Origin of the sequence: Nocardia sp. NPDC049149, from assembly GCF_043197455.1 — a bacterium.
Lineage (GTDB): Bacteria > Actinomycetota > Actinomycetes > Mycobacteriales > Mycobacteriaceae > Nocardia.
The window spans coordinates 328,255-352,563 of sequence record NZ_JBICTD010000002.1 but is presented as its reverse complement, the minus strand read 5'-3'; the positions used below and the strand labels follow the sequence as shown (position 1 = coordinate 352,563).

Here is a 24,309-nt window from a genome sequence, read left to right as displayed (position 1 = left end):
CGCCTGTGGGCGAATCGGATGTTTCGCCCGCGGACAGGTCCGACCGTCGTCTACGGTGGAGAGGAATGTAGCCCGGATCTGCGAGGACGGGGTGGTGCCGGTGGGGAACGTGCGGGGGCACTACGAGCGGACGCCGTGAGCCCGCACGCCGTGCCCTTCTTCGTCCGTGACGACGAGACTGCCCTGGTCTACGACTTCTCCTATCTCGAGGTCGTCACCGAAGGATTTCGCGGCAGCCGGATCGGTGAGTGGGTCCGGTTTCTCATCGATCCCGATCGGTCGGGCGGCGCGGTCGACGTGGTCCGACTCGACCTCCCCGACGTCGACGAGTACTACCGGTGAGCGGCTGTCACGTCGTCATCGCCGTGTATCCGGTGACGCTGCGGCAGCCGCCGGACTGGCCGGTGGGTCCGTTGCCGGTGGACATCGTCGATCCGCGTCGGCCGTTGGTCGCTGATCGGGCCCGGCGCAGCATGTATTACCCGCCGCGCACCGCGCGGCTGTTGTACGGCACCGATGCCGTGCCGCGTCGCTGGCATCGGGTGTTGCAATTGGTTGTCGACGGCGTGGAGTCGATGGCCGCGGAAGTCCTTCTCGCGCAAGGAAATACCGGCCTGCTTGCGATACATCTGCGTGCCACGACCGGCACTCCGCTCGATATCGTCCGCAGCCTGGCGCGGCGCTGGCCCGACGATCTCGAGATCAGCGCGCAACGCTGCGTGCCTGGTCTGGCCATCGAAACCATCGGGGCGAAGCCGTATACGGTCGCGTTCACCACGGAACGTCCGATGCCGCAGCTGTATCGGCATCCGCGGTACCTGCACTGGGCGCACGTCGATCAATGGCTCTGGGCTCTCGCGTCTCGCACCGGACCCGCCGATCATCCGCCGGATCTGTTGCGCGACACCGAGAACAAGCTGCGTTTGTCCGCTGATTGGTCCGCGCTCGTGCTGCGCGACGGTGTCGCCTTCGTCGGGACCAGGGTCGACCTCGGCGCCGCCGACCCGTTCTACGGTTCGGCTGTCGGTTACGTCCGCAGCATCTATCTCGACGCCGTCCTGATCGGTCAGCTGCAGCTGCACGGTATCGCGGATCTCGAGGAGCAGTTGGCCTGCACCGTCATCGACACCCCGACTCCGGCGAGCATGAGTCATCTCGAACGTGCCGTGACGGAGTTCCGGCACCGCCTGTGGTGGCAGCACCTGAGCATGCACGGGGTGCCGAACGACTTGCTGACGGCGCATCGTCAGCAGCATCGCCTGCCCGAACGTTTCGAACAGATCCTCAGTGAGGTACAGGATTTCAATCAGAGTGTCCGCGACGCCCACAATCTGCACGCCGCGAACGCCGCCTTGCTGTTCAGCCTCGCGACGGTCCCCGCGGGCATCGCTGTCGCGACCCTCCAGATCGTCGGTCGCGCCACGATCTGGACCTACCTGGCGATCGCCCTCGTGGTAACCGGCATCACGGCCGCGTTGCTCACCACGCGCACCGGACGCCGCGCCATCCACGCTATTCGCCGCCCCAACTGATCATCGGGCGACATCCATTTCTCGAGGCCGCCAGCGTTTTTCATTTCCGTGCTATCGCTGAAACCTATTGTCATGCAGGGGATTTCGATGTTGGTGTGGTGTTTGGTGGGCTATACATGAGGCGGCACTGAATGCTCATCCGCGCGTGAAAGGCCTCTATAATGCGCAGAATTACGCACCTGGCGTTGGGGGTGCTGGTTGTTGCCTGCACCTTCGTCACGCCACCCGCTGCGCTGGCGGATTCGTCCGCCGGGCAATTGGGAGATCTCAGCAAGGTTGTCGACGACGGTCCTCGGGTCATGCTGCACGCGGGTTCGGCTGCGGTGGGGGTGAGTTTTCCGAATCCCGAGGCGGTACGCATCCAGCTGGCGCCGGACGGGAAGTTCACCGATCCGGCAGGCAGCAAAATCGTGCTGCCGCAGAATGTTTCGCCGACCAAGCCCAGGAGGACCAACAAGGGCGAGTACTGGGCGCTGTCCACCGGGAAGGTGACGCTGCGGGCGTACAAGCACCCGTTGCGGTTCGCGTTGTACGACGGCGCGAATGCCAAGCAGATCTGGGCCGAGACGGCTCCGCTGTCCTGGACGGACAAAACCGCCACCCAGAGTCTGGGGCGCGGCGAGCGGGAACAGTTCTTCGGCGGCGGGGAGCAGAACGGGCGGTTCAGCCATCGGGATCAGACCATCAAGATCTTCGCCGATCACAACTGGAACGACGGCGGTGCGCCCAATTCGCAGCCGTTCTATGTGTCCAGCAGCGGATACGGTGTGCTGCGCAATACCTTTGCGCCCGGCAACTACTCGTTCACGAATCCGGTGCGCACCACTCACGAGGAGCGCAGGTTCGACGCGGTCTACGTGGTCGGCGATGGTCCGAAGGGCGTGATTTCCGCCTACACCGGGCTGGTCGGGCGGCCGTTCCTGCCGCCGATCTACGGGCTGGAGATGGGCGACTCCGATTGCTATCTGCACAACGCCAATCGGGGCGAGCGGCACACCCTCGATGCGGTGAAGATCGCCGACGAGTACGTGAAGAACAAGATGCCGAACGGCTGGATGCTGGTCAACGACGGCTACGGCTGCGGCTACGAGAATTTGAAGCAGGTCGGCGAGGGACTCCGCAAGGACAACATGCAGCTCGGGCTGTGGACCGAGAACGGACTGCCGCATCAGGCCGAGGAGGTCGCCGCAGGCGTGCGGGTGCGCAAGTTGGATGTGGCCTGGGTCGGACCCGGCTACGAGTTCGCCCTCGACGGGTGCGATGCCGCGCACAAGGGCATCGAGGCGAACAGCGACGCACGCGGTTTCGTCTGGACGCCGGTGAGTTGGGCTGGGGCGCAACGCTGTGCGGTGCTGTGGAGCGGGGATCAGTCCGGCAGTTACGACTACATCCGCTGGCAGATTCCCACCTACGCGGGTGCGGCGATGTCGGGCATCGCGTACAACACCGGCGATGTCGACGGGATCTTCAACGGCAGCCCGCGCACGTACACCAGGGACCTGCAGTGGAAAGCGTTCCTGCCCACCATCATGACGATGGACGGCTGGGCGCCCAAGGACAAGCAGCCGTGGCGCTACGGCGAGCCGTACACCGAGATCAATCGAAAGTACTTGCAGCTCAAGGAGCGACTGCTGCCCTACACCTACACCCATTCCGTGGAGGCGCACCGCACCGGCGTCGGCCAGGTTCGACCGCTCGCGCTCGAATACCCGAACGACCCCAACACCTGGGGTGATCAGGCGAAGTACGAATTCCTTTCCGGCAGGGACTTTCTCGTCGCGCCGGTGTACACCGACGCCGAGGTGCGGGACGGCATCTATCTGCCGGAAGGCACCTGGGTCGACTACTGGACCGGCAAGACCTGGACCGGGCCGACCACGGTGAACGGGTACGCGGCCGGGTTGGACAGGCTGCCGCTGTTCGTCCGGGCCGGCGCGGTGGTGCCGATGTGGGCCGAGGGCACCCAGTCCTGGCAGACCCGCGACAAGACCGTGCTGAACCTGGATGTCTACCCGAAGGGCAAGAACAGCTTCACGCTCGTCGAGGACGACGGAGTGACCCGCGGCTATCAGCGCGGTGAGCAGTCCAGTCAGGTGTTCGCCGTGCAGGCGCCCGGATCCGGCCGTGGCACAGTCGAAGTGCGCATCGGCGCGACCGAGGGGTCCTACCCCGGCAAGGCGGCCGCCCGACGCTACGAGCTCGCCGTGCATTCGAGTTCCGCACCGAACGAGGTGCGCACCGACCTCGGCAAGCTGGACAAGCGAGCCAGCCGCGCCGATCTCGACAAGGCGCGCAACGGCTGGTGGTTCGACCCGAACGATCGCGGCGGTGTCGTCTACGTCAAGACCGATCCGGTGAACGCCACGTCGGCCTCGACTGTCACGCTCGTCGGCACGACCGCTGTGGGCGGCTAGCCTGGCGAACCCACGGAAGGCGAGCACCGGTCGGGGGCTCGCCTTCCGTGGTTGTCGGTCGCCTGCGTCAGTAGAGTCGACCCGACCGCACATTCTCCGAGCCTCGAAGGGGCGTCGCCGATGCTTGCCGATCATCTTGCCGCGAAGTTCCGATCCGTCGACACGACGGCGCTCTGCGACGCCGACAAGTCGACGCGGGTGCTGGACAGCGGTATTCGGCTCCGCTCTGCCGAACCGCGCATTGCCGGAACGGCTTTCACAGTGCGCTGCCGCGGCGACTTCTTCGGCGTGCTGCGCGCCATCGAATCCGCCGCGCCGGGTGACGTCATCGTCGTCGACGGTGGCGGCAGCGACATCGCCTTCGCCGGAGAACTTTTCGCCCGCGGCGCGCTCGTCCGGCAGCTCGGCGGCATCATCGTCGACGGCGGATACCGCGACATCGGGTATGTCCGTGACTGCCCGCTCCCGATCTACAGCCGCTTCGTCACCCCGATGGCTGGCACGACCGCCGATCTCGGCGAACTACAGATCCCAGTGGAGTGCGGTGGCGTTCAGGTGACTCCAGGTGAGTTGATCCTCGCCGACGAGGAAGGCGTCATCGTCGTCGATCCCGGGCGGATCGAGGCACTCCTCGATGCTGCGGCAGGCGTCAAGGCAGCCGAGGCCGGGGTCGTCGAGAAGCTCGACGCTGGTTCGACATTGAGCGAGGCGGTCAACGTCGTCGCACACGCCGAGGCGTTGCGTCGAGGGGAACCGTCTGCCCTTGCCTTCCTGGTCTGAGTACGACATGAGGCCCGGCTTTCGGCAGTGTCGACACTGGGCAGTGCGATATTCTCGAGGCGGGGGATAGGACGTTCCCTCGGAAGGACGTCGCATCAATGCTGACTCTTCGGCGCGCTCGCGCGCGGCAATTCCACCGGCGCCGCGCGGACACCTGGTCGAGGTCGGTGGCGCTGGTGTCGATCCTGGCCTTCGCGGTCGGGGCTTCGGCGTGTGGTCGAGAGGTTTCCGGTACCTACACCGCAGGCAAGTGCGACGCTACGGTGATCCTCCTGTTCGATGTGTCGCTCTCGATGCAGGCGACCGACGTTGCACCGACCAGATTGGTGGTCGCTCAGCAGGCGAGCACCGTCTTCGCGACCAAGCTGCCGCCCGAGACACTGCTTGGATTGGTCGAATTCGCAGGCACCGGCCTAACACTCGTGGCACCGAGCACGAACCGCGACACCGTCAAGGCGGCGCTCGGCAAGCTCGAGCTGAAGGAACGGACCGCGACGGGCGAGGGCATCTACCAAGCACTCGACGCCTTGTCCGCCGCGGGCCCGACGCCGCAGCCTGCTCAGATCGTGCTGCTCTCCGATGGCAAACAGACGGTCCCGGCAGGTCTCGACGAGCCGCGCGGCGCGTACCCGGCCGCGCGCGACGCCAAGCAGCGCAACGTTCGGGTCTCGACCATCGCACTGGGGACGACAGCGGGCGTGATCGAGTTTCCGCGAGGTGTGGTGCCGAACGAGGGCCCGCCGCCGCCACCGGATCGGGTCCCGGTGCCCGCCGAACACGACTCACTGCGCGAGATCGCCCGCCTGACGGGTGGCACCTTCCATACCGCGACCAGCCTCGACGAACTGACCAAGGCGTTCGATCTGGTGACGTGCCGCAGGTGAGCGAAACCCTATAGCCGCGGGCCGATCTCGCGGATGACGTGGACGAGCAGGTCTGCCTCCGGGTCGGTGATGCGCCAGTTGACGAAGGTGGGGCGCAGCGCGGTCATGCCCCGATAGGTGGTCGTGCCGACATAGACGCGTCCGTCCTCGAGAATCGCCGCGCCGAGCCGGGCGTTGAGGTCGTTCAAGTCTGCTTCCGCAACGCCGGGTGGCCGGTAGCGAAAGCAGGTGACACACAACTGCACTGGCGCGAGCAGCTCGAAATCCGGTGCCTCGTCGACGACCCGGCCGAGATGGGCCGCCACGTCGAGGTGGCGCTCGACCATTTCCTGATAGCCGACTCGGCCGTATGCGCGCAGCGTCGCCCAGATGGGGAATGCGCGAGCGCGGCGCGAGGATTCGGGGCCGTGCATGTTGTAGCTGATCTGCTCGTCGTCGAGCGTCGGTAGGTAGGCCGCGCCCCAACTGCCGAAGGTCTTACCGAGCGCGGTGCTGTCTTTGATGAACGAAAAGCCACTCTCTTGCGGCACATTCAGCCACTTGTGGCCGTCGCCGGTGATCGAGTCGGCCCGTTCGATGCCACGCGCCAGCGCCGCTGTGCGTGGCGACACCGCCGCGAACAGTCCGAACGCGCCGTCGACATGCAGCCAGGCGCCATACTTTTCGGCAAGGTCGGCCATCTCGCTGATCGGGTCGCTGTCGCCGGTATTGACCTCACCGAGGTTCGCGACCAGCACCGCGGGCGCACCACCGAGCTCATGCAATGCCTGCTCGAGCGCAGGCAGATCGACCCGCCCCGCATCGTCACGGGCGAAGGTGCGCACCGTATCTCGCCCGCAGCCGAGGATCTGCAAAGCCTTGCGGGTGCTCGCGTGTACCAGTCCGCTGGACAGCACCGGCATGCGCGGCAATCCCGCCAAGCCGTCCGCGACGACGTCGACCCCGTGCCGTTCGGCCCACCAGCGCCGGGCGGCGGCCAGTCCGGTCAGATTCGCGAAGGTGGCGCTCGGGGTGAGCACCGCGCCGAACTCCGGTGGCAGGCCGAACAACTCCTTGAGCCAGCCGAGCACGACGGTTTCGGTGCGCGATGCCAGCGGCGAGCTGACCCACAGTCCCGCGTTCTGGTCGAGCAGGGTGGCGATCCAGTCACCGGCCATCGCGGCGGGCGTCGCCCCGCCGACCACGAGATGGAAGAAGCGCGGCCCTGCGGTGTGGATGGCGGCCTTGGTGCCGACCGTGAGCAACTGTTCGACGGCCGCCATGGTGCCGTCGCCCTGCTCGGGCAGCGGCCCCGTGAGTTCCTCGATGAGCGGGTCGAGCGCGGTGTCGTGCACCAGTCGCTCCGGCAGACTGTTCAGATACGGTTCCGCCGCGTGGTGTACCAACTCCAGCGCGGGTGCCGCGATATCCTGTTCCTTCAGCGGATCGGCCATGCCTCACCGAACCGCGTGCTGGTCTAGTTTGTAAAGAGCCAGTTGGCCAGGGCTTTTGGCGAGTGGCCTGCGAGGCCAGCCGAAAGCGCGCCTGGCAATTTCGAGTGTCAAAGTAACTTTCTACGTGTCTCCAAGTAGCTGGCTAGACTGATGTCGTGACAGCGGAACTGCACGACGCGGACCTGGGTTACCTCCTGCTCGCCGGGCTCCGCTCGGTCACCGATCAACTCGACGCCGCGTTGGTGAGCGTGCTGCGGGAGTTGGATCTCACCGCGCCCTCTGCCAATGTTTTGTGGCACCTGGCCCCGACGGCGCCACCGCCCTCGATGTCCGAGCTCGCGCGCCGCACCTGCAGCGATCCGTCGACGGTCACCTTCATCATCGACAAGCTGGAGAAGCGCGGGATCGTCGAGCGCAGGCCTGGTCCCGGCGACAAGCGAGTGAAGGTCGTCGCGCTGAGCATCTCGGGCCTCGCGCACCGCGAAAAGCTGGTCGACGCGATGACCGCGCACTCCCCGCTGCAGCGATTATCCAACAAGGAACAGCGACAGCTGCACCGGTTGCTGGCAAAGGCTGCCTCGCTGCGTGCGAGAGTTGCTCTGCCCCTTGAAAATACCGAATCGCCGCTAGTCTGAGACGCATGATCACGCTCAAAAAGGAAGACGGCGCCGCGGATCTCGCAGGCGTCACCAAACTTAGTGTCGGGGTGAGCTGGGATCCGTCGGCGGGGACCAGTGGCGGGGCAATGGGCCTGTTGCGCCGCAAGCGCGGTGTCGACCTCGACCTGATCGCCATCCTCATGCAGGGCAGCGAGCCGGTGCGATTCGCCGGACTCGATTCGCTCGACCCGCTCGGCAACGGATCGGTGCTGCACACCGGCGACGAACAGACCGGTGCCGCGGTCGGTGACGACGAGACCGTGCACGTCACCTTCGAGAATGTGCCCGGCGGCATCGATTCCATCGTGTTCGTCGCCGCGGCGTTCAAGAAGGGTTCGTCGTTCGAAAAAGCGAACAACGTGTCGTTCAAGGTGTACGACGCGAGCGGTGGCAGCACCCAGCAGGTCGCCGACATCTGGCCGTCGCTGCTCGGCTCGGACAACGCCAACGCGATCGCCCGCGCGTTCCGCAACGGCGCCACCTGGCAGCTGGAGGTGCTCGACCGCAAGGGCAAGATCAAGCAGGGAGACAAGCAGGCGCTACTGCGCTTCGCGCTGCAATAGGCGGTCGCACTGCCCAGGTCGTCGTCGGGTCGGCTGATCGAATTCGCCGCAGGCCCAGCGGGAGCGAGATCAGCTGGCCTGCGCACGGCCGGCGGCCACGGCGACAGCGCCAATGTCGACGAGCGGGCGTACACCAGCGACCTCGAATACACCTACTTCATGCGCAGGCTGATGTGACGCTCACCTAGACGAAGAAGGTCTCCGTTGTGCCGGTGAAGCGGTCGATGACGTGCGGCGGCAGGATCGGGCGGTCGGCGGGGTCGGCCGACATCGGCAGGATCTGGCTGTGGAACTGGGCGATGGCGCGGACCTTGGCGTCCACGGCAGGACGCGGGAGCGACAGGGTACGGGCGCGGCTGCTCGGCACCACCGGATGTTCGGGGGTCGCCCAGTGCCACATCCACACCGGGAACTCGAGCAGCCGGGTCGCGGTGCCCGCGCAGGCCGCGGCGGCCGCGCGGCCGGTGGCTTCGTGATCGGGGTGGCCGTCGCGCCGCCAGCTCGTCGCGCACCACGCGCCGGTATGACCGCAGTGGGCGAGGATATCGCCGAGCGCCTCGGTCACCTCCGCCTCGTTGTCGGCGACTTTGCCGTCGGTGATACCTAGTCGAATCGGCGCCGAGACATCCAATTCCCTAGCGGCGCGGCGTGATTCCTGCACGCGCAGCTCGGCGATCCTGGCCGGGGAGTGCGACCGCGAGCCGGGATGGGATGCTTCGCCGTCGGTGACCGAGACGACGGTCACCGGCAGGTCGTTCGCGCGGGCCAGCGCGACTAGGCCGCCGACGCCGAGCACCTCGTCGTCGGGGTGGGGCGCGACGACGATCAGGTGCCGCCAGCCGGTGAGCGACAGTTCGGGCCTGCTGTGCCGCCACGGGTTCCAGACACGCTCAGGCGTGCCGCGTGCGGCAAGGTCGATGAGTGGTTCGGCAACCATGAGAACCTCCAGCTCTCGGCACGGCAATTACTGTCGAGTCGGCGCACATGAGCGGCAAAGCCTTGCGATGCACGCACTGTTCGGCGCGCGGAGGTGGGGATGAGGAATATCTCGTGGCCACTCTATCGGTGAACCGCCAACCAGCACGCGTGACACAAGGTCGAACTGCTGTCCGTTTTCGCAGGTGCCGAAAGTCTCCGAGCGCGGGCGTGCGCGCAGAGACGACTCGTTCATGGCCTCCGGCTACCCGCCGACGTCGCACGCAAACAACCCATGGCGCGATGTGGCCGGTGTCGCGCTACCGCACGGGCTGCGGGGTCCTGGCCGCGGCGGGCGCTCGATTCCAGCTCACCGAGGTGACAGAGCCGGTCCGGTCCGCGGCTGATCATCCCTGGATCCCATGACAATTGACGCCGGAATGGTTAATGTCCGAGGACATTCCAAGGCGGTCGGGTTGGCGCACGGTGAGGTTGGGTCGTGCGCCGGAGGGTCCCGACGGCCTGTTCGAAATCGGGAGAAGGCGTGAGATTCACAAGAGCTGGTGCGCTGCTAGCGGCGGCCCTGATGGCCACAAGCCTCGGGCTGACCGCGTGTTCGTCGGGCGATAGCGCTGATTCGAGCATCGTCACCACGAACGCGGGCGAGCCGCAGAATCCGTTGGTGCCGACCAACACGAACGAGAACATGGGCGGGCGTGTCGTCGACCGGCTGTGGTCCGGGCTGAAGTATTACGACGCCAGCGGTGCCGCGCACAACGAGGTGGCGCAGTCGATCGAGTCGACCGACCGGAAGAACTACAAGATCACGTTGAAGGACTGGAAGTTCTCCGACGGCACCCCGGTCACCGCGAAGTCCTTCGTCGACGCGTGGAACTTCGGCGCGCTCAGCACCAACGCCCAGTTGCAGAGCTACGTGTTCAATCCGATCAAGGGCTTCAAGGACGTCTCCGCGGAAAAGCCGACGGCCCAGACCATGTCGGGTCTGAAGGTGATCGACGATCGCACCTTCACCGTCGAGCTCGAGTCGCCGTCCATCGACTTCGAGACCGGCCTCGGCTTCGCGCCGTTCTACCCGCTGCCCGAGGTCGCGTACAAGGACATCAAGGCCTACGGCGAGAACCCGGTCGGCAACGGCCCGTACAAGTTCGCGAGCAACGGTGCCTGGCAGCACAACGTGCAGATCGACCTGGTGCCGAACCCGGAGTACAAGGGCGGCCGCCCGGCCAAGAACAAGGGCCTGCGGTTCGTGATGTACCAGACCTTCGAGACCGCGTACCAGGACCTGCTGGCAGGCAACCTGGACAGCCTCGACGTGATCCCGGACGGCGCGCTGGCCAGTTACAAGAAGGAACTCGGCGACCGCGCGATCACCAAGCCGATCGCCTACAAGGCTGCCATCGGTATTCAGACGAACACCCCGCACTTCGGTGGAGAGGAGGGCGTGCTGCGGCGCAAGGCCATCTCGATGGCGATCAACCGGGAGCAGATCTCCGAGAACATCTTCCGTGGCACCAGGGTCCCGGCCAAGGACTTCACCGCAGCCACACTGCCCGGCTTCGACGGCAACCTGCCCGGCTCCGAGGTGCTGAAGTACAACCCGGAGGAGGCGAAGAAGGTGTGGGCCCAGGCCAACGCTATTTCGCCGTGGTCGGGCACCTACGAGATCGCCTACAACTCCGACGGCGGCCACCAAGGCTGGATCGAAGCCACCGCGAACAGCATCAAGAACACCCTCGGCATCGAGGCGGTCGGTACGCCGTACCCGACGTTCAAGAACATCAGGGATCTGATCAACGGCAAGACCATCAACAAGGCGTTCCGCTACGGCTGGCAGGGTGATTACCCGACGATGCTGCAGTTCCTCACCGCGCAGTACTACAGCTTCTCCGAGACCAACAACGTCAACTACAACAGCCCGGAGTTCGACAAGCTGCTGAACGACGCGCTGGCGGCGTCGACTCAGGACGAGTCGTACAAGATCATCGCCAAGGCGCAGGCCCTGCTGTTCAAGGACATGGCCGACATTCCGATGTTCGACTACGCGGCCGCCGCGGGTCGCTCGGACAAGGTGAAGAAGGCCGAGATGGCATGGAACGGTCTGTTCGATTTCGAAGGGATCGAGAAGTAACAAGACACTGAACAAAGGCCCGCTGACGCGAACGCGTCAGCGGGCCTTTGTCTTTCGGACGTACCCGCGCCGATCCCGGGACAACGGTCGTCGGAATGGCTACTGTCCGAGGACATTCCAAGGCGGTCGGAGTGGGGCGCGCCGCGATCGGTTCGTGCTCCTGGAGTCCCGGTGGCCTTTTCGAAATCGGGAGAACGCATGAGATTCACAAGAGCTGGTGCGCTGTTCGCGGCGGCCCTGATGGCCACAAGCCTGGGGTTGACCGCATGTTCGTCGGACGACGGTGCCGACGCAGGCATCGTGACGGTCAATGGCGGGGAGCCGCAGAACTCGTTGGTGCCGACCAACACGAACGAGAACATGGGCGGCCGGGTGGTCGATCGGCTGTTCGCGGGCTTGAAGTACTACGACGCCAACGGTAAAGCGCACAACGAGGTGGCGGAGTCGATCGAGTCGCCCGACCGGAAGAACTACAAGATCACCATCAAATCCGGGTGGAAGTTCACCGACGGCTCGCCGGTCACCGCGAAGTCGTTCGTCGACGCGTGGAACTTCGGCGCGCTCGCCACCAACGCGCAGCTGCAGAACTATGTGTTCGCGGCCATCGTCGGTTTCGACGATGTGCAGGCGGAAAAGCCGGTGGCGCAGACGATGTCGGGGTTGAAGGTGGTCGATGACCGCACCTTCACCGTGGCGTTGAAGCAGCCGTCGATCGACTTCGAGCTCGGCCTCGGGTTCCACCCGTTCTTCCCGCTGCCGGAAGCGGCGTTCAAGGACCCGAAGGCCTTCGGGGAGAACCCGATCGGCAACGGCCCGTACAAGTTCGCCAGGCAAGGGGCGTGGGAGCACAACGTCAAGATCGACCTGGCGGCCAATCCGGACTACAAGGGCGGCCGCGTACCCAAGAACAAGGGCCTGCGGTTCGTGATGTACCAGTCCTTCGACACCGCCTACCAGGACCTGCTCGCGGGCAACCTCGACGCCCTCGACGTCATTCCCGACTCCGCGATGACCAGCTTCGAGAAGGATCTCGGCGAGCGGGCGATCAAGAAGCCGATTGCGTACAAGGCGGCCCTCGGCATCCAACCCAGCGTCCCGCACTTCGGCGGCGCGGAGGGTGTGCTGCGGCGCAAGGCCATCTCGATGGCGATCAACCGCGAGCAGATCTGCCGGAACATCTTCAACGGCACCAGGATTCCGTCGCTCGACTTCACCGCGCGGACCCTGCCCGGGTACAACGACACGCTGCCGGGCAACGAGTCGCTGAAGTACAAGCCGGAGGAGGCCAAGAAGCTGTGGGCCGAGGCGGACGCCCTCTCTCCGTGGTCGGGCCGCTACGAGATCGCCTACAACTCCGACGGCGGCCACCAGGCCTGGGTCGAGGCCACGGCGAACAGCATCAAGAACACCCTCGGCATCGAGGCCATCGGCACGCCGTATCCGACATTCAAGAGCATCAGGGACGCGATCGTCGGCAAGACCATCGGTAAGGCGTTCCGGCACGGGTGGCAGGGTGACTACCCGACGATGCTGCAGTTCCTCACCTCGCAGTACTACAGTTTTTCCGGGACCAACAGCGTCAAATACGACAGCAAAGAGTTCGATGGCCTGTTGAATGCCGCGCTGGCCGCCTCGAGCGAGGAAGAGTCCAACAAGATCGTCGCTCAGGCGCAGGCCCTGCTGTTCAAAGACATGGCCGACATTCCGATGTTCGACTATGTCGCCGCGGCGGGCCGATCGGACAAGGTGAAGAAGGCCGAACTCACCTGGAACGGCCTGTTCAGTTTCGAGGGCATCGAGAAGTAGTTTCAGCAATGAAGCGAGGCCCGCTGGTGCGAACGCATCAGCGGGCCTTCGCCTTTCAGCCCTGCGGGGTGGGGACGACAATCATCTCGGCGACATTCACGCGCTTCGGTGCGGCGACCGCGTAGGCGATCGCATCCGCGATGTCTTCGGCGACAAGGATTTCCATCTGGCTGCGCCATTCGGCGAGCTCGGTCTTCTGGTCAGGGTCAAGCATGCCCGCGCCGAGTTCGGTGGTGACGAAACCGGGTTCGACGTTCTTCACTCGCACACCGCGCGGCCCGAACTCCGCGCGCAGATTGCGCGTCAGATGGGCGACGGCCGCCTTGGTCGCGGTGTAGACGCCGTAGTTGGGGAACACCGTGTGGCCGCCGATGGAGCCGACGTGCAGCAGGTCGGCGCGCTGCCCTTGGTGCGCCGCGGCGAGCAGGTCATCTATGAAAGCCCGTCCAGTGTAGAGCAATCCGTTGATGTTGGTGCCCACCATCTGATCCCATTCGTCGGTCTGCGCCGACTCGAACGGTGCGGCGAGCATCACGCCCGCGTTGGCGACGACGAGATCGACCGGGCCGAAGGCCGCCCGCACGGTCGCGGCGGCGTCCAGCACCGACTGCTGGACGGCCACGTCGGCGGCGACCGCGAGCACCTCGCCGCCGATCTCGGCCGCCAGCTCTTCGAGCCGATCCTTGCGCCGTCCGAGCAGGGCGACCTTCGCGCCCTCCGCCGCGAGCCGCTTGGCGGTGGCGGCGCCGATTCCACTGGATGCTCCGGTGACGACCGCGACGCGGCCGGTGAGGTTGTTTGTCATGCCGACAACATTCGTGCTGGTCAGCCGCCCGTGCCAGGCTACGGACTTCCTGGGAGTGGCAGGGCCACCCAGGCCCCGATTTCTTGGGCGTGGTCGCCACCGGTGGGGAGGAGGTAGATTCGGCGGCCATGGAGGTCGGCTCGACCTATCGACCAAGCTGGAGTCGCTAAATGTCCAGGGTATCAACACCATTCGCGCGTATCGGGATCGCGACCGCCGGGGTGATCACGGTGGTGGCCGCTACGCTGTTCGGGACCGGAGTCGCCAACGCGGACACCCACGTGGACCGCACGTTCGACATGTTCTGTCAGGACCCGAAACTGGCAGGAACGATCTCCGCGAAGGTGACCGGAGACCTGCCCGACAGCGTGCCCGCCGGCGCCCAATTCGGCAGTCTGACTTTCGAATTCACCGCCGAATTCGGACCGGAGATGGCCAAGGCGATCCGGGCGAAAGGCGGAAGCAGCGCGGTCGGAATATTCGGCACGCAGGTGCACGCCAAAGACAGCGCAGGCAATTTCACGCCGTCGGCGACCGTCGATGTCCGCACCTCCGCCGTTCCGCTACCGCCGACCGACGTCCCGATGACGTTCGCGGGATCGGCAAGCTATCCGCTGCACGCCCCGAATACGCCGGGGCCTGCCTCAGTCGTGCTCGCCAGCGCGGCCGTGATCCGTGCCCAGCTCGACACCGGGACCAATATCGCCTCCCAATGTGGTTTCCGCGGCGACCGCGCCCTCGGCGGATTCACCGTGCGCTAGCTCGGGTACAGACTTCCTGGTAGTGGTGGGGCCACCCAGCTCGATCGGCGCTGACCTACCCTCGAAGGATGGATTCCGACAATCGACTCGGTGCGTTTCTGCGGGCCCGGCGCGAGCTGGTGCGCCCGGAGGATGTCGGGATGTCTGGTGGCGGTCAGCGCAGGGTCGCCGGATTGCGTCGCGAGGAAGTGGCGATGCTTGCCGGGATGAGCGCCGACTACTACGTGCGGCTGGAGCAAGGGCGGGACAAGCATCCGTCCGAGCAGGTGGTGACCGCGCTGGCGCGGGTGTTCGCGCTCGACGACGAGGCCACCGCGCATCTGCGCGAACTGGCAAGGCCGGTGGCGCGGCGCAGGCGCGCCCCGCATCGTCCCGAACGGGCGAGCCGGGGATTGACCACGCTGATGGCCGCGTGGCCGAACACTCCTGCGCTGGTGCTCGGTCGGCACTTGGACGTGCTCGCGGCCAATCCGCTTGCCGTCGCGGTGAATTCGTGCTCGGTGCCGGGTGTCAACCAGGTCAGGATGATGTTTCTCGATCCGGAGGCGCGCTGCCTGTATCCGGACTGGTCGGTGCACGCCGCGGAGACGGTGGCCAGCCTGCGGGCCAGTGCGGGCACCGACCTCGACGACCCGAGGCTGACCGATCTGGTCGGCGAGTTGTCGCTGAAGAGCGAGGAGTTCCGCCAGCTCTGGGCCAGGCACGATATTCGCGCGAAGACCGCGGGCGTCAAGCGGTTCGCCAACCCCATGGTCGGTGAATTTACGCTGTCTTACGAGACATTCGCGGTGAACGGTGCGCCCGGTCAGATGCTCATCGCCTACCACGCCGAACCCGGCTCGCCCTCCGAACGCGCCCTGACCTTGCTCGGCAGCATGATCGCCACCGGCGACCCGGAGTTCCAGGACGCCGCTGCGCGAGCACACGACTAGATAGTGGGTCCGGCTGGCGGACCGTGCCCTGGCCGGGGTGTGCGTTCGGGGGGATCGTGGACTGATGACTGCGGAAATGATGTCGTCCACCGCGTATCTCGAGGCGGCCCGCGCCTTCGCTCCCGAACTGGCCAAGCGGCGGTCGGAAATCGAAGCGGCGCGCCAACTTCCGGCCGACATCGTGGCCAGGCTGCGTGAGATCGGCATCTACGGCATGTTTTTCAGTGCCGAGCTCGGTGGGCCAGGGCTCACCTCGCTGGAGCAGATGGAGGTCTTGGAGGCGCTGGCCTACGGCGACACCGCCACCGGGTGGTGCGCGATGATCGGGTCGGCCACCGGCATCTACGCCGGGTTCCTCGACCAGCAGGCGCTGGCCGAGCTGATGCCGACCAGGGACCTGATCACCGCGGGATTCATCGCCCCCGCCGGCCGTGCGGAGCGCGTGCCCGGCGGATATCGGCTGACCGGTCGCTGGAAACTCGGCAGCGCCATCGACCACGCCGACCTCGTGGTCGGCGGCGCGCTGGTGTACGACGGCGCACAGATGGCGACCACCGAGGACGGCGCACCGATCGCCAAGTTGTACTTCATGCGACGCGATCAGGTCCAGGTGTTCGACACCTGGGACAGCACCGGTCTGCGCGGCAGCGGCAGCAACGACTACGCGGTCGAGGATCTGTTCGTCCCCGAGCGGCACTGCTTCGATCTCTACGAACCCAAAAGCAGCACCGGCAAACTCGCCGAACCCGAGACCCTGGCCAGGGCGATGCCCGGTATCCCGCTCGGTGCCGCGCGGGCCGCGCTCGACCACGTCCGCGACCTCGCCGCGGGCAAGGTGGTGGCGGCCACCGGCCAGAAATGGGCGGACAACTACCGGGCCCAGTACATTCTCGGCGAGTGCGAGATGGAATACGTTGTCGCGCGCGGTGCGGTGGTCGACAGCCTGCGCACCCTCTGGGATGCCTTGGACGACAAGCGATTCGCCGAACTTCCGGCCGACATCCGGATCCAGACGTTGCTGACCCGCACGCATTGCTATCGGGCCTGCCGACGCATCGTCGCCCGGCTCTGTGAGCTGGTCGGCACGGATTCGGTCTACAAGCCGAGCCCGCTCGACATCTGGCTGCGCGACACGACCACCATGACAACGCATCTCATCGCGCAGGACCAGATGATCCAGTCCGCGGGCGCCTTCCTGCTCGGCGGCAGGCCGGAGTTCCCGCTGGTGCTCGGCGAGCGCTAGGCGTCGGCGACGAACTTGACGTAGCGGTGGCACGGCACGTCGACGGGGCCTGCCGGGCCAGGGGCGTCGTGGACGAACAAGCCCTCGTCGGACCAACCGTTGCGGGCGTAGAAGGCGCGGGCGCGGGCGTTGCCAGGAACGACCGCGAGCCAGGCTTTGTCGTGGCCGTTGGCGTTGACGCGTTGCTCAGCGGCGCCCAGCAGGCGGACCGCGATGCCGCTGCCTCGGTGATCGCCGGAAACGTAGACCTGGTCGACCTCGTCGTCGAGGACCATGACGAAGCCGGCCACGACGTCGCGCACCGTGGCCACGGTGGTGTCCGGGATGCGTTGGGCCGCACGGGTGTCGAAGGATTCGCGCGGGCGGACCGCGATCAGCTCGTCGGGGACGTTGCCCAGGTGGGCGTCACGCCAGCCCGCATACCAGATGTCCGCGATCGCCGTCGCGTCCTCGGGGCGGGCCGGACGCAGCGCCACGTCACCGTCGATCATCCAGGCACTGTAGCAATTCAGACCGATCAGTCGGTGTGGAATGGCCCGTGGTCTCGGTGCCGTCTGCCCTCGGCAGACACAGCGTCATCGGCCCCTTGATCGGCACTACACCTGAACCATGATCGAAACATCGCACCTGGACTACCGGGGCCAACTAGCCGACCGATTGTTCCGCCATCGAACGATCCTGCTGACCGGCGAGGTCGACGACGCGATGGCCGAACGGGCCTGCACCGAACTGGTGCTTCTCGCCAGTGAGGACGACAAGCGCGACATCGTCCTCTACATCAACTCGCCCGGCGGATCCGTGCTCGCCGGGCTTGCCATCTACGACACGATGAAGCTGGTGCCCAACGACGTGGTCACCGTCGCCGTCGGCTTCGCCGCGAGCATGGGGCAGGTGCTGCTCGCCTCCGGCACCAAGGGCAAGCGAATCAGCTTGGCACACAGCAGGATCATGATGCATCAGCCGTCGGCCGGGATCGGCGGCACGGCCATGGATATCGCGATCCAGGCGGAGAACCTGGAATACATGAAGCTGCAGTCCGAGCAGATCCTGGCGGCCGAGACCGGACATTCGATCGAGGAGATCAAGTCCGACAGCGACCGCGACCGCTGGTTCACGCCGGCGCAAGCGCTCGAGTACGGCATCGTCGACCAGATCGCCGACAGCTTCGCCAAGATCGCGCCGTTCACCAACGCACGCCGAGCGGGGTTGTGATCATGGGCCAGTACACGATTCCGCATGTCATCGAGCGGACCCCGAACGGCGAGCGCTCCTTCGACGTCTTCAGCCGCCTGCTCAACGAGCGCATCATCTTCCTCGGCACCGAGATCGACGACGGCGTCGCGAATGTCGTGATGGCGCAGCTGCTGCACCTGGCGGCGGAGTCGCCGGACCGCGAGATCGGGCTGTACATCAATTCGCCGGGTGGTTCGAACACGGCGATGCTCGCGATCTACGACACCATGCAATTCCTGCGGACGCCCATCGAGACGTATTGCATGGGCCAGGCGGTGTCGGTCGCCGCGGTGCTGCTTGCCGCGGGCACGCCGGGGCGACGGTATGTGCTGTCGCACTCGCGGGTGCTGCTGCATCAGCCGTCGGCGCAGGGGCAGGGCACCATCTCCGACCTTGCGCTGCAGGCGGCGGAGGTGATGCGGGTGCGCGCGGAGACCGAGGCGATCCTCGGCAAGCACACCGGTCAGGAGCTCGCGCAGCTGCGCAAGGACACCGCGCGCGACCGCGTTTTCACCGCGCAGGAGGCCGTCGACTACGGTCTGGCCGACGAACTGATCCTGACCCGCGACCGGTAGCGGTCAGGCCGCTCGCAGTTCGACGCGCGACCCGGAGACCGGAGCGACGGGAGCAACCGGAGCGACTGGGCGGCGGCGCAATTGCCGCAACGCGCCCAGCCTCCGGGCGCCCCGGAACAGCAGGGACTCGACCGGCAGGCCGAGCGCGCCGCAGATCGAGTGCAGCATCTCCGAGGACGGCTCCTTGCGGCCACGCTCGATCTCGGACAGGTACTGCTTGGACATCCCGACCTGGGTGGCGACATCGGCGAGCGTGCGGTCCTGATCGCGCCGCTCGTCTCGCAGCACCTCGCCGTAGACGCTGCGCAGCAACGGCGGCGCCGCGTCGACGGGCTCCGGCCGGAGCTCCCGACGACGGTGCGCGGCGAGATCGACGACCACACCATCCTCTGTTGCTGCCATAGCGACGAGTCTGGCATCTCACGGGCCGGGGCCGAACAATGTTCACCCACGGCGGAACCGGACGCGGGTCAGGCGCCGTTGCGGCCGAGGTACTCGATGCCGGTGATGATGTCGGGATCGATCAGAATGAGCTGACTGTCCGCGATCGTCTCCGGATGCAGCCTGCGCTGGAAGTGGGCGAGCTCCTGTTTGTCGGTGACAGTGTCCGCGATGCCCGTGATGATGACGCACCTGCCGAGATGCGTCTGGTGATCGATGGTGTCGACCTCGTAGGCGACCACCTGTCTGTGCAGGGTGCGAATCATGGCCGGGTCCGCGGCGATCACGATGCAGCCGTCGATGACCGTGTGCCAGACAGGCCGGATGGCGGGTAAAGCATGCCGCGAGAACGCGATGCGGCCGAATCGAACACTGCGGAGCAGGTCCAACGAGTCTTCTACCGACAGCTCACGCGTCTCGCTTGCGCGGTGGGCGGGCATGCTCTCATCATCCCACCTGTTGCGGATCGGTTTTGGGGCATGAACCGTGATGGCAAGAATTGAGACAACGTCCGTAAAATGAGGATTGGCTGTCTAACCTACGCACTGACGAGGAGGCGGACATGCCGTACTCCGCGCGGATCGGGTACACGGGGAGTTCCACACGCGTGCTGCTTCCGCGTCGCCCCGTCCCGCCGCCCATCGAATCGTCCAGCAACAGCACGGAATTCGCGGAGGCGAGCGATCGGCTGGTGCGGCATCTCTTCGATGTCGGCCTGCAGCTGCATCACGTGCTCGATGCCATCGACCCAGCCGCGCCGCCGGTCGTTCGCGACACCGTCAACGCGCTCATCGACGACCTCGACATGCTCATTCGGGACACCGGACTCGCCATGCTCGCGCTCGCCGGGGAAAGCCAGGCGGCGCCGCAGATCGACGGCCGCTTGCTGCCCGGTCGGATCCGTCGCCGCTGATCCGCGGATCGGACGCTGAGCAGGCGCTTCGGAATATCGCTCTACCCTTCCGGCGTTCGTTGCTGTTGCGCATGTTTCCGCCTTCCGCTGAGGGCAACCCGATTCCTGTCGTACCGCTGTGTTTGGCTGGAGATGCATGGGGGAGCAGGGGTGCGCACGATGTTTTGATCTGTGCGAATCGGATGGAGGGTTGAGGCGTGGTCGCGATCGACGTCGAACGGTCGGCATCGGGCGGACGAGTAGGGCCCGCCTGGCGCGCCGTTGCCGAACGCGGGCTCGGTGGCGTGCCGCCGACCGCGTTGGTGCTTGCGGGCATCGTCAGCGTGCAGGTGGGTGCGGCACTCGCCAAACAGCTGTTCGCCGCGACCGGCGCGGCGGGGGCGGTCAGCCTGCGCCTGGTGTTCGCCGGGGTGGTGTTGCTCGTGTTCTGGCGGTCCGCGTTGCGGATCGGCCGGCGGGCGGTGCCGGTGGTGCTCGCCTACGGCACGGTGCTCGCGTTGATGAATCTGTCCTTCTATGAGGCGATCGACCGGATCCCGCTCGGGATGGCGGTGACCATCGAGTTCCTCGGCCCGCTTGCCGTCGCGCTCGCCGGATCGCGGCGGTGGATCGACCCGGTCTGGGCGGTGCTGGCGGGCGGCGGAGTCGTTCTGCTGACCCAGGCCGACGGCGAGGTCGAGTGGATCGGCGTGCTGCTTGCGCTGGCGGCGGGCGCGCTGTGGGCGGCATACATCCTGCTCAGCGCGGCCATGGGCGAGCGGACCGCCGGTGGCGGTGGGCTCGCCATCGCGATGGCGTTCGGCGGGGTGTTGATGGCGCCGGTCGGCATCATCGACGCGGGGAGTTCGCTGCTGGATCCGGCCGTGCTGGCGGTGGCATTCGGGGTGGCGATGTTGTCCTCGGTGCTGCCGTACTCGGTGGAATTGGAGGCGCTGCGGCGCATTCCGCCCCGGGTGTTCGGCGTGCTGATGAGCCTGGAGCCCGCGGTCGCGGCGCTGGCCGGACTGCTGGTGCTCGGCCAGTTCATGAACATCCCGCAGTGGGTCGGTGTCATCTGCGTGGTCGCCGCCTCGGCCGGCGCCACGCGCACAGCCGAGAAGAGTTGATACCCGGCCGATTTCGCGCCCGGTAGGCGGGATCGGTGCTCGACCGCCCTGCGCGGCGCGTGTTACGACGAGCGGTGTGAATCCGATCGGACCGCTCGGCCCCGCCGACGAAGGCTTCAACCATCAGATCGTCGATACCGTCGCCACGGTCGGCACCAGCGACCTGGCGTGGACCGAGAAGGTGTGCGCGATGGCGTGCGCGCCGGACGGGTCGCTGCAACTCGGTTTCGGCATGGGGCAGTACAAGAATCGCAACGTGCTCGACGGGTATGCGGGGATCTCGCGTGGCGTCGAGCAGATCACCGTGCGTGGCAGTCGCACGCTGGCGCCCGATCCGGAAACGCTCGCGGTGGGACCGATCGACTACGAGATCGTGCAGCCGCTGCGCACGATTCGGTTCCGGCTAGCCGAAAACGACTGCCAACCGGTGGCTTTCGACTGGGTCTTCGAAGCGGCGCTGCCCGCGCAGCTGGAAGACCGCACCCACCTGCGGCGTGGGTACCGGGTGATGTCGGATCTGGTGCGGTACCACCAGATCGGCACCGCCTCCGGATGGGTCAGCATCGACGGTGTGCGCACGACCTTCGACGACTGGGTGTCGACCAGGGACCACTCGTGGGGCGTGCGCTACGACGTCGGGTCGCCGCTCGGCGACGTGGAGTCGATGGACCTGCCGCCGGAGGTGTCGTTCCGGATGATCTGGGCGCCGATCCTGATGACGCAGCCCGACGGCACCCGCTACGGCCTGCACCTGCACTACCAGATCATTCAGCTGGACGGATTCTTCAGTAAGACGGTGATGGGTGGCGTCGAGCACGCCGACGGCCGGTTCGAGAAGTGGAAGGACCTGGTGCCCGACCTGTCCTTCGACCCGGACAATCGCCGGCTGCGCGGCGGGGAGATCCAGGCGACCACCGAGGACGGCACCGAGCGGGTCCTGCGGCTGGCGGCCGTGTCGGACACCGGGTTTCATCTCGGCGCCGGGCTCTACTTCGGTTTCGAGGGCAAGCACCACGGGTCGTGGCTCGGTCCCGGCGTGCACGTCGACGGTGAACGCATCCCGAATTGCGCAACACCCGAATCCGCGCGCCGCCTCCACCAAATCCGCGACACCGTCGTCCGGGTGACCGACTCCACCGGCGCCATTGGCATCGGCAACTGCCAGCCGATCATCACCGGCGGCGACGAGTCCCTCGGACTGACAAAGGAGTCGACGTTCATGTGAGCCGCCCCGCACGGCGCGTCGAGGCGGTGATCTGGACACGTTCGCCGGTTCGGCCCCGAGAACCGACCGTTCGGAGTGAGGATGCTAGCTAACTAGCTCGCCGGCGCGCGGTGCCCGGCGTCCAGAACGAGGACCGAGGACATGACGGATAGGACCAGTGGGATGCGCGGACGAGTCGGTGTCGTAGTGGGAGTGTTCGGGGTCGCGACGGCGGCGGCCGTGTGCGTCGCGCCGACCGCGGGGGCCATCGCGACCCAGGTGAGTATCCATCCGGGGCTCAACTTCGGCTCGTCGACGAACTACGGGACCGGCTGCACGTATCAGGCGCGTGCCGCGGTCACCGACGTGGTGCAGCCGGTGGCCTTCTACGACAACGGTGTGCGGTTCGCCGTTGTCGCGCCGTCCGGCGGCACCGCGCTGGTCAACTGGGTGCCCGCCACCGAGGGGCCGCACACGATCAGCGCGGTGCAGTCGCCCGACATCAGCATCGTTGCGAGCATGGACGTGCGCGTCGGCCGCGGCGTGCACGTGGCGGAAGGCTGCAACGTCTTCGGCGGCTGAACCGGATTCAGCAATCCGCACAGTCCTGTGAACCCACGGTTGGGCATTCGTTCACACCGGTGGTGAAGTGTTCGCGGCCACCGGATTTCGTTGGCTAGCCGCGGCGCCGAACCGGGGCTACCATCTCCCAAGCCGGGCGCCCGTGAGGAGAACAGTGATGTCGCACACTCCGCACGGGCCGGTCGATGCCGACCGAGGTCCCGGCCGCTCGGCGCCAGGGGAGTGGACGTGATCCGGATCGAACTCGACATCAATTCCGACAGACCGAATCCGAGGTGGCGGTTGGCGCCGGGGGACGAGGCGCAGCTGCACGGTTTGATCGCCGCCGCGCCGCGTTCGGCCGCGGGCAGCATTGAAAACACCAGTGCCTACCGAGGTTTCGTCGCGCAGCTGTCGGACGAGGAAGTGCTGCGAGTACAGCGTGGCGTCATCGAGATCGCCCGCGGCGACCAGCGCTCGTACCGGATCGACACCGATCGCGCGGTGGAGCGGTGGTTGCTGGCGACCGGTCGAGGGTCGCTGGAATCGAGCGACTATCAGACTGCCGTTGCGGCGTTGTGGGATTGAGCGCCATGGCATGACAACTGTCATGCCGCAGTCGTGATGGTTGACAGATCTGCGCGCGGGCCCGGATCCGTAGCGTCATTTCTCGTAGCGCACCGCTGAAAACGCCGACGAGGAGCATCCGATGACCACCACCGCAGTCGAAACCACCACGGTCGAGCAGCCCGCCCCGGCCTTCAAGCCGTTGCACCTGCTGGCCTCGATCGGCCGCGACGTCGCGATTCCGGTCGGCGCCTACTTCGGCATGCACGCCCTCGGCTTCAGCGATTTCGCCGGATTGCTTGCCGGAACGGTGCTTTCGGGGGCGCTGCTGCTCGTCGAGACGATCCGGTCGCGGCGCCTCGAGGCACTGCCCGCCATCATCTTGGCCGTTTTCGTCTTCGGGCTCGTAGCCTCGTTCATCAGCGGCGACCCGAGGATGCTGATCGCCAAGGACTCTGCGGGGACGGCGCTGATCGGCCTGGCGTTCGTGATCAGCATCCTGGTCGGCAAGCCGCTCACCTATCTGGCCGCCCGCAAAATGGCCACCGCAGGCGGCCCGGCTCGGCTGGCCGGTCTGGAGGATGCCTACCGGACCGAGCCCGCGACGCGCCGGACGTTCCGCGTGCTCGCCATGATGTGGGGCGGCGGCCTGATCACCGAGGCCGCGGTGCGGGTGGTGCTCGCCTACCAGCTGCCGATCCACACCATGGCGTGGCTGTCGCCGGTGCTCATGGTCGCCACGATCGTGCCGCTCACGGTGATCACCGCCCGCGTTGCCAAGCGCAACGCCCGCGGCTGAAAACCGCAGACACGGCCCGGGTCCGCCACGGACC

At 66.5% G+C, this 24,309-nt stretch carries 26 protein-coding genes; 20 read left to right on the top strand and 6 right to left on the bottom strand.

Annotated elements, in window-relative coordinates:
- The first annotated feature begins 135 nt into the window (after nt 1-135).
- From ACGFNJ_RS07340 to ACGFNJ_RS07320, 5 genes are all read left to right on the top strand, one after another.
- Nucleotides 136-342, top strand: a complete 207-nt coding sequence (locus ACGFNJ_RS07340; protein WP_393444474.1) for a hypothetical protein — start codon at nt 136-138, stop codon at nt 340-342.
- Nucleotides 339-1,532: a hypothetical protein gene (locus ACGFNJ_RS07335; protein WP_393444472.1), complete on the top strand. Its 1,194-nt coding sequence runs from the start codon at nt 339-341 to the stop codon at nt 1,530-1,532. The genes ACGFNJ_RS07340 and ACGFNJ_RS07335 overlap by 4 nt, the downstream gene beginning before the upstream one ends.
- Before the next feature lie 161 nt (nt 1,533-1,693).
- The gene (locus tag ACGFNJ_RS07330; protein ID WP_393444470.1) at nt 1,694-3,946 is read left to right on the top strand and encodes a TIM-barrel domain-containing protein; all 2,253 of its coding nucleotides are present in this window, start codon (nt 1,694-1,696) and stop codon (nt 3,944-3,946) included.
- A 120-nt stretch (nt 3,947-4,066) separates the two neighbouring features.
- Complete coding sequence (locus tag ACGFNJ_RS07325) at nt 4,067-4,726, top strand: RraA family protein (RefSeq protein WP_393444468.1); 660 nt, start codon at nt 4,067-4,069, stop codon at nt 4,724-4,726.
- Between the two features lie 98 nt (nt 4,727-4,824).
- Entirely contained in the window at nt 4,825-5,610 is a 786-nt protein-coding gene (locus ACGFNJ_RS07320) for a VWA domain-containing protein (protein ID WP_393444466.1), read from the top strand.
- Nucleotides 5,611-5,618: 8 nt separating this feature from the next.
- Here the strand turns inward: ACGFNJ_RS07320 and ACGFNJ_RS07315 are convergent, their stop codons facing one another.
- Nucleotides 5,619-7,043 carry a pyridoxal phosphate-dependent decarboxylase family protein gene (locus ACGFNJ_RS07315; RefSeq protein ID WP_393444464.1) on the bottom strand — a complete coding sequence of 475 codons (1,425 nt, stop codon included), beginning with the start codon at nt 7,041-7,043 and terminating at the stop codon, nt 5,619-5,621.
- Between the two features lie 155 nt (nt 7,044-7,198).
- Here ACGFNJ_RS07315 and ACGFNJ_RS07310 point away from each other — a divergent pair, with 155 nt between their 5' ends.
- Both ACGFNJ_RS07310 and ACGFNJ_RS07305 read left to right on the top strand, forming a co-directional pair.
- Complete coding sequence (locus ACGFNJ_RS07310; RefSeq protein ID WP_393444462.1) at nt 7,199-7,678, top strand: MarR family winged helix-turn-helix transcriptional regulator; 480 nt, start codon at nt 7,199-7,201, stop codon at nt 7,676-7,678.
- Nucleotides 7,679-7,683: 5 nt separating this feature from the next.
- Nucleotides 7,684-8,265 carry a TerD family protein gene (locus ACGFNJ_RS07305; RefSeq protein WP_393444459.1) on the top strand — a complete coding sequence of 194 codons (582 nt, stop codon included), beginning with the start codon at nt 7,684-7,686 and terminating at the stop codon, nt 8,263-8,265.
- 184 nt (nt 8,266-8,449) lie between these two features.
- On the opposite strand, the gene ACGFNJ_RS07300 is transcribed toward ACGFNJ_RS07305, so the two are convergent.
- Nucleotides 8,450-9,202, bottom strand: a complete 753-nt coding sequence (locus tag ACGFNJ_RS07300) for a PIG-L deacetylase family protein (RefSeq protein WP_393444457.1) — start codon at nt 9,200-9,202, stop codon at nt 8,450-8,452.
- Between the two features lie 564 nt (nt 9,203-9,766).
- Between ACGFNJ_RS07300 and ACGFNJ_RS07295 the strand changes: the two genes are divergently transcribed.
- The gene (locus tag ACGFNJ_RS07295) at nt 9,767-11,329 is read left to right on the top strand and encodes an ABC transporter substrate-binding protein (protein WP_393445882.1); all 1,563 of its coding nucleotides are present in this window, start codon (nt 9,767-9,769) and stop codon (nt 11,327-11,329) included.
- A gap of 198 nt (nt 11,330-11,527) precedes the next feature.
- Nucleotides 11,528-13,135, top strand: coding sequence for an ABC transporter substrate-binding protein (locus ACGFNJ_RS07290; protein ID WP_393444455.1), 1,608 nt, complete (start codon nt 11,528-11,530; stop codon nt 13,133-13,135).
- 55 nt (nt 13,136-13,190) lie between these two features.
- Here the strand turns inward: ACGFNJ_RS07290 and ACGFNJ_RS07285 are convergent, their stop codons facing one another.
- Nucleotides 13,191-13,940: an SDR family oxidoreductase gene (locus tag ACGFNJ_RS07285; RefSeq protein ID WP_393444453.1), complete on the bottom strand. Its 750-nt coding sequence runs from the start codon at nt 13,938-13,940 to the stop codon at nt 13,191-13,193.
- Between the two features lie 170 nt (nt 13,941-14,110).
- On the opposite strand from ACGFNJ_RS07285, the gene ACGFNJ_RS07280 reads away from it, so the two are divergent.
- The 3 genes from ACGFNJ_RS07280 to ACGFNJ_RS07270 all read left to right on the top strand — a co-directional run bounded on the left by ACGFNJ_RS07280 (nt 14,111) and on the right by ACGFNJ_RS07270 (nt 16,876).
- Nucleotides 14,111-14,701 carry a DUF6801 domain-containing protein gene (locus tag ACGFNJ_RS07280; protein ID WP_393444451.1) on the top strand — a complete coding sequence of 197 codons (591 nt, stop codon included), beginning with the start codon at nt 14,111-14,113 and terminating at the stop codon, nt 14,699-14,701.
- Nucleotides 14,702-14,769: 68 nt separating this feature from the next.
- Nucleotides 14,770-15,633, top strand: a complete 864-nt coding sequence (locus ACGFNJ_RS07275) for a helix-turn-helix transcriptional regulator (protein ID WP_393444449.1) — start codon at nt 14,770-14,772, stop codon at nt 15,631-15,633.
- Between the two features lie 64 nt (nt 15,634-15,697).
- Entirely contained in the window at nt 15,698-16,876 is a 1,179-nt protein-coding gene (locus ACGFNJ_RS07270; protein ID WP_393444447.1) for an acyl-CoA dehydrogenase family protein, read from the top strand.
- Here the strand turns inward: ACGFNJ_RS07270 and ACGFNJ_RS07265 are convergent.
- Nucleotides 16,873-17,367 carry a GNAT family N-acetyltransferase gene (locus ACGFNJ_RS07265; RefSeq protein WP_393444445.1) on the bottom strand — a complete coding sequence of 165 codons (495 nt, stop codon included), beginning with the start codon at nt 17,365-17,367 and terminating at the stop codon, nt 16,873-16,875. The genes ACGFNJ_RS07270 and ACGFNJ_RS07265 overlap by 4 nt on opposite strands.
- A 118-nt stretch (nt 17,368-17,485) precedes the next feature.
- On the opposite strand from ACGFNJ_RS07265, the gene ACGFNJ_RS07260 reads away from it, so the two are divergent.
- Complete coding sequence (locus ACGFNJ_RS07260; RefSeq protein WP_393444443.1) at nt 17,486-18,088, top strand: ClpP family protease; 603 nt, start codon at nt 17,486-17,488, stop codon at nt 18,086-18,088.
- Between the two features lie 2 nt (nt 18,089-18,090).
- Nucleotides 18,091-18,684, top strand: coding sequence for a ClpP family protease (locus tag ACGFNJ_RS07255; RefSeq protein WP_393444441.1), 594 nt, complete (start codon nt 18,091-18,093; stop codon nt 18,682-18,684).
- A 3-nt stretch (nt 18,685-18,687) separates the two neighbouring features.
- Here the strand turns inward: ACGFNJ_RS07255 and ACGFNJ_RS07250 are convergent, their stop codons facing one another.
- Together ACGFNJ_RS07250 and ACGFNJ_RS07245 are read right to left on the bottom strand one after the other, a co-directional pair.
- Nucleotides 18,688-19,086, bottom strand: a complete 399-nt coding sequence (locus ACGFNJ_RS07250) for a helix-turn-helix domain-containing protein (RefSeq protein WP_393444439.1) — start codon at nt 19,084-19,086, stop codon at nt 18,688-18,690.
- 68 nt (nt 19,087-19,154) lie between these two features.
- A complete protein-coding gene (locus tag ACGFNJ_RS07245; RefSeq protein WP_393444437.1) occupies nt 19,155-19,565 on the bottom strand; it encodes a pyridoxamine 5'-phosphate oxidase family protein in 411 nt (136 codons plus the stop codon).
- 122 nt (nt 19,566-19,687) lie between these two features.
- Here ACGFNJ_RS07245 and ACGFNJ_RS07240 point away from each other — a divergent pair, with 122 nt between their 5' ends.
- The 6 genes from ACGFNJ_RS07240 (at nt 19,688) to ACGFNJ_RS07215 (ending at nt 24,275) form a co-directional block, all read left to right on the top strand.
- Nucleotides 19,688-20,038 carry a hypothetical protein gene (locus ACGFNJ_RS07240; protein WP_393444434.1) on the top strand — a complete coding sequence of 117 codons (351 nt, stop codon included), beginning with the start codon at nt 19,688-19,690 and terminating at the stop codon, nt 20,036-20,038.
- 197 nt (nt 20,039-20,235) lie between these two features.
- Nucleotides 20,236-21,144 (top strand): DMT family transporter, encoded by a 909-nt coding sequence (locus ACGFNJ_RS07235; RefSeq protein ID WP_393444431.1) that lies wholly within the window; start codon nt 20,236-20,238, stop codon nt 21,142-21,144.
- A 76-nt stretch (nt 21,145-21,220) separates the two neighbouring features.
- Nucleotides 21,221-22,369: a hypothetical protein gene (locus ACGFNJ_RS07230; RefSeq protein ID WP_393444429.1), complete on the top strand. Its 1,149-nt coding sequence runs from the start codon at nt 21,221-21,223 to the stop codon at nt 22,367-22,369.
- A 141-nt stretch (nt 22,370-22,510) separates the two neighbouring features.
- Entirely contained in the window at nt 22,511-22,930 is a 420-nt protein-coding gene (locus ACGFNJ_RS07225; protein WP_393444427.1) for a hypothetical protein, read from the top strand.
- Nucleotides 22,931-23,158: 228 nt separating this feature from the next.
- On the top strand, nt 23,159-23,497 hold the full coding sequence (locus tag ACGFNJ_RS07220) for a hypothetical protein (RefSeq protein ID WP_393444425.1): 339 nt from the start codon (nt 23,159-23,161) through the stop codon (nt 23,495-23,497).
- A gap of 121 nt (nt 23,498-23,618) precedes the next feature.
- The gene (locus tag ACGFNJ_RS07215) at nt 23,619-24,275 is read left to right on the top strand and encodes a VC0807 family protein (RefSeq protein ID WP_393444423.1); all 657 of its coding nucleotides are present in this window, start codon (nt 23,619-23,621) and stop codon (nt 24,273-24,275) included.
- Nucleotides 24,276-24,309 lie beyond the last annotated feature (34 nt).

Coding starts and splice junctions, on each gene's coding strand:
- ACGFNJ_RS07290 (WP_393444455.1), top strand. CDS start 11,528: ATGAGATTCACAAGAGCTGGTGCGCTGTTCGCGGCGGCCCTGATGGCC.
- ACGFNJ_RS07265 (WP_393444445.1), bottom strand. CDS start 17,367: ATGATCGACGGTGACGTGGCGCTGCGTCCGGCCCGCCCCGAGGACGCG.
- ACGFNJ_RS07315 (WP_393444464.1), bottom strand. CDS start 7,043: ATGGCCGATCCGCTGAAGGAACAGGATATCGCGGCACCCGCGCTGGAG.
- ACGFNJ_RS07305 (WP_393444459.1), top strand. CDS start 7,684: ATGATCACGCTCAAAAAGGAAGACGGCGCCGCGGATCTCGCAGGCGTC.
- ACGFNJ_RS07255 (WP_393444441.1), top strand. CDS start 18,091: ATGGGCCAGTACACGATTCCGCATGTCATCGAGCGGACCCCGAACGGC.
- ACGFNJ_RS07320 (WP_393444466.1), top strand. CDS start 4,825: ATGCTGACTCTTCGGCGCGCTCGCGCGCGGCAATTCCACCGGCGCCGC.
- ACGFNJ_RS07300 (WP_393444457.1), bottom strand. CDS start 9,202: ATGGTTGCCGAACCACTCATCGACCTTGCCGCACGCGGCACGCCTGAG.
- ACGFNJ_RS07330 (WP_393444470.1), top strand. CDS start 1,694: ATGCGCAGAATTACGCACCTGGCGTTGGGGGTGCTGGTTGTTGCCTGC.
- ACGFNJ_RS07325 (WP_393444468.1), top strand. CDS start 4,067: ATGCTTGCCGATCATCTTGCCGCGAAGTTCCGATCCGTCGACACGACG.
- ACGFNJ_RS07295 (WP_393445882.1), top strand. CDS start 9,767: ATGGCCACAAGCCTCGGGCTGACCGCGTGTTCGTCGGGCGATAGCGCT.
- ACGFNJ_RS07285 (WP_393444453.1), bottom strand. CDS start 13,940: ATGACAAACAACCTCACCGGCCGCGTCGCGGTCGTCACCGGAGCATCC.
- ACGFNJ_RS07260 (WP_393444443.1), top strand. CDS start 17,486: ATGATCGAAACATCGCACCTGGACTACCGGGGCCAACTAGCCGACCGA.
- ACGFNJ_RS07275 (WP_393444449.1), top strand. CDS start 14,770: ATGGATTCCGACAATCGACTCGGTGCGTTTCTGCGGGCCCGGCGCGAG.
- ACGFNJ_RS07280 (WP_393444451.1), top strand. CDS start 14,111: ATGTCCAGGGTATCAACACCATTCGCGCGTATCGGGATCGCGACCGCC.
- ACGFNJ_RS07250 (WP_393444439.1), bottom strand. CDS start 19,086: ATGGCAGCAACAGAGGATGGTGTGGTCGTCGATCTCGCCGCGCACCGT.
- ACGFNJ_RS07240 (WP_393444434.1), top strand. CDS start 19,688: ATGCCGTACTCCGCGCGGATCGGGTACACGGGGAGTTCCACACGCGTG.
- ACGFNJ_RS07245 (WP_393444437.1), bottom strand. CDS start 19,565: ATGCCCGCCCACCGCGCAAGCGAGACGCGTGAGCTGTCGGTAGAAGAC.
- ACGFNJ_RS07215 (WP_393444423.1), top strand. CDS start 23,619: ATGACCACCACCGCAGTCGAAACCACCACGGTCGAGCAGCCCGCCCCG.
- ACGFNJ_RS07270 (WP_393444447.1), top strand. CDS start 15,698: ATGACTGCGGAAATGATGTCGTCCACCGCGTATCTCGAGGCGGCCCGC.
- ACGFNJ_RS07225 (WP_393444427.1), top strand. CDS start 22,511: ATGACGGATAGGACCAGTGGGATGCGCGGACGAGTCGGTGTCGTAGTG.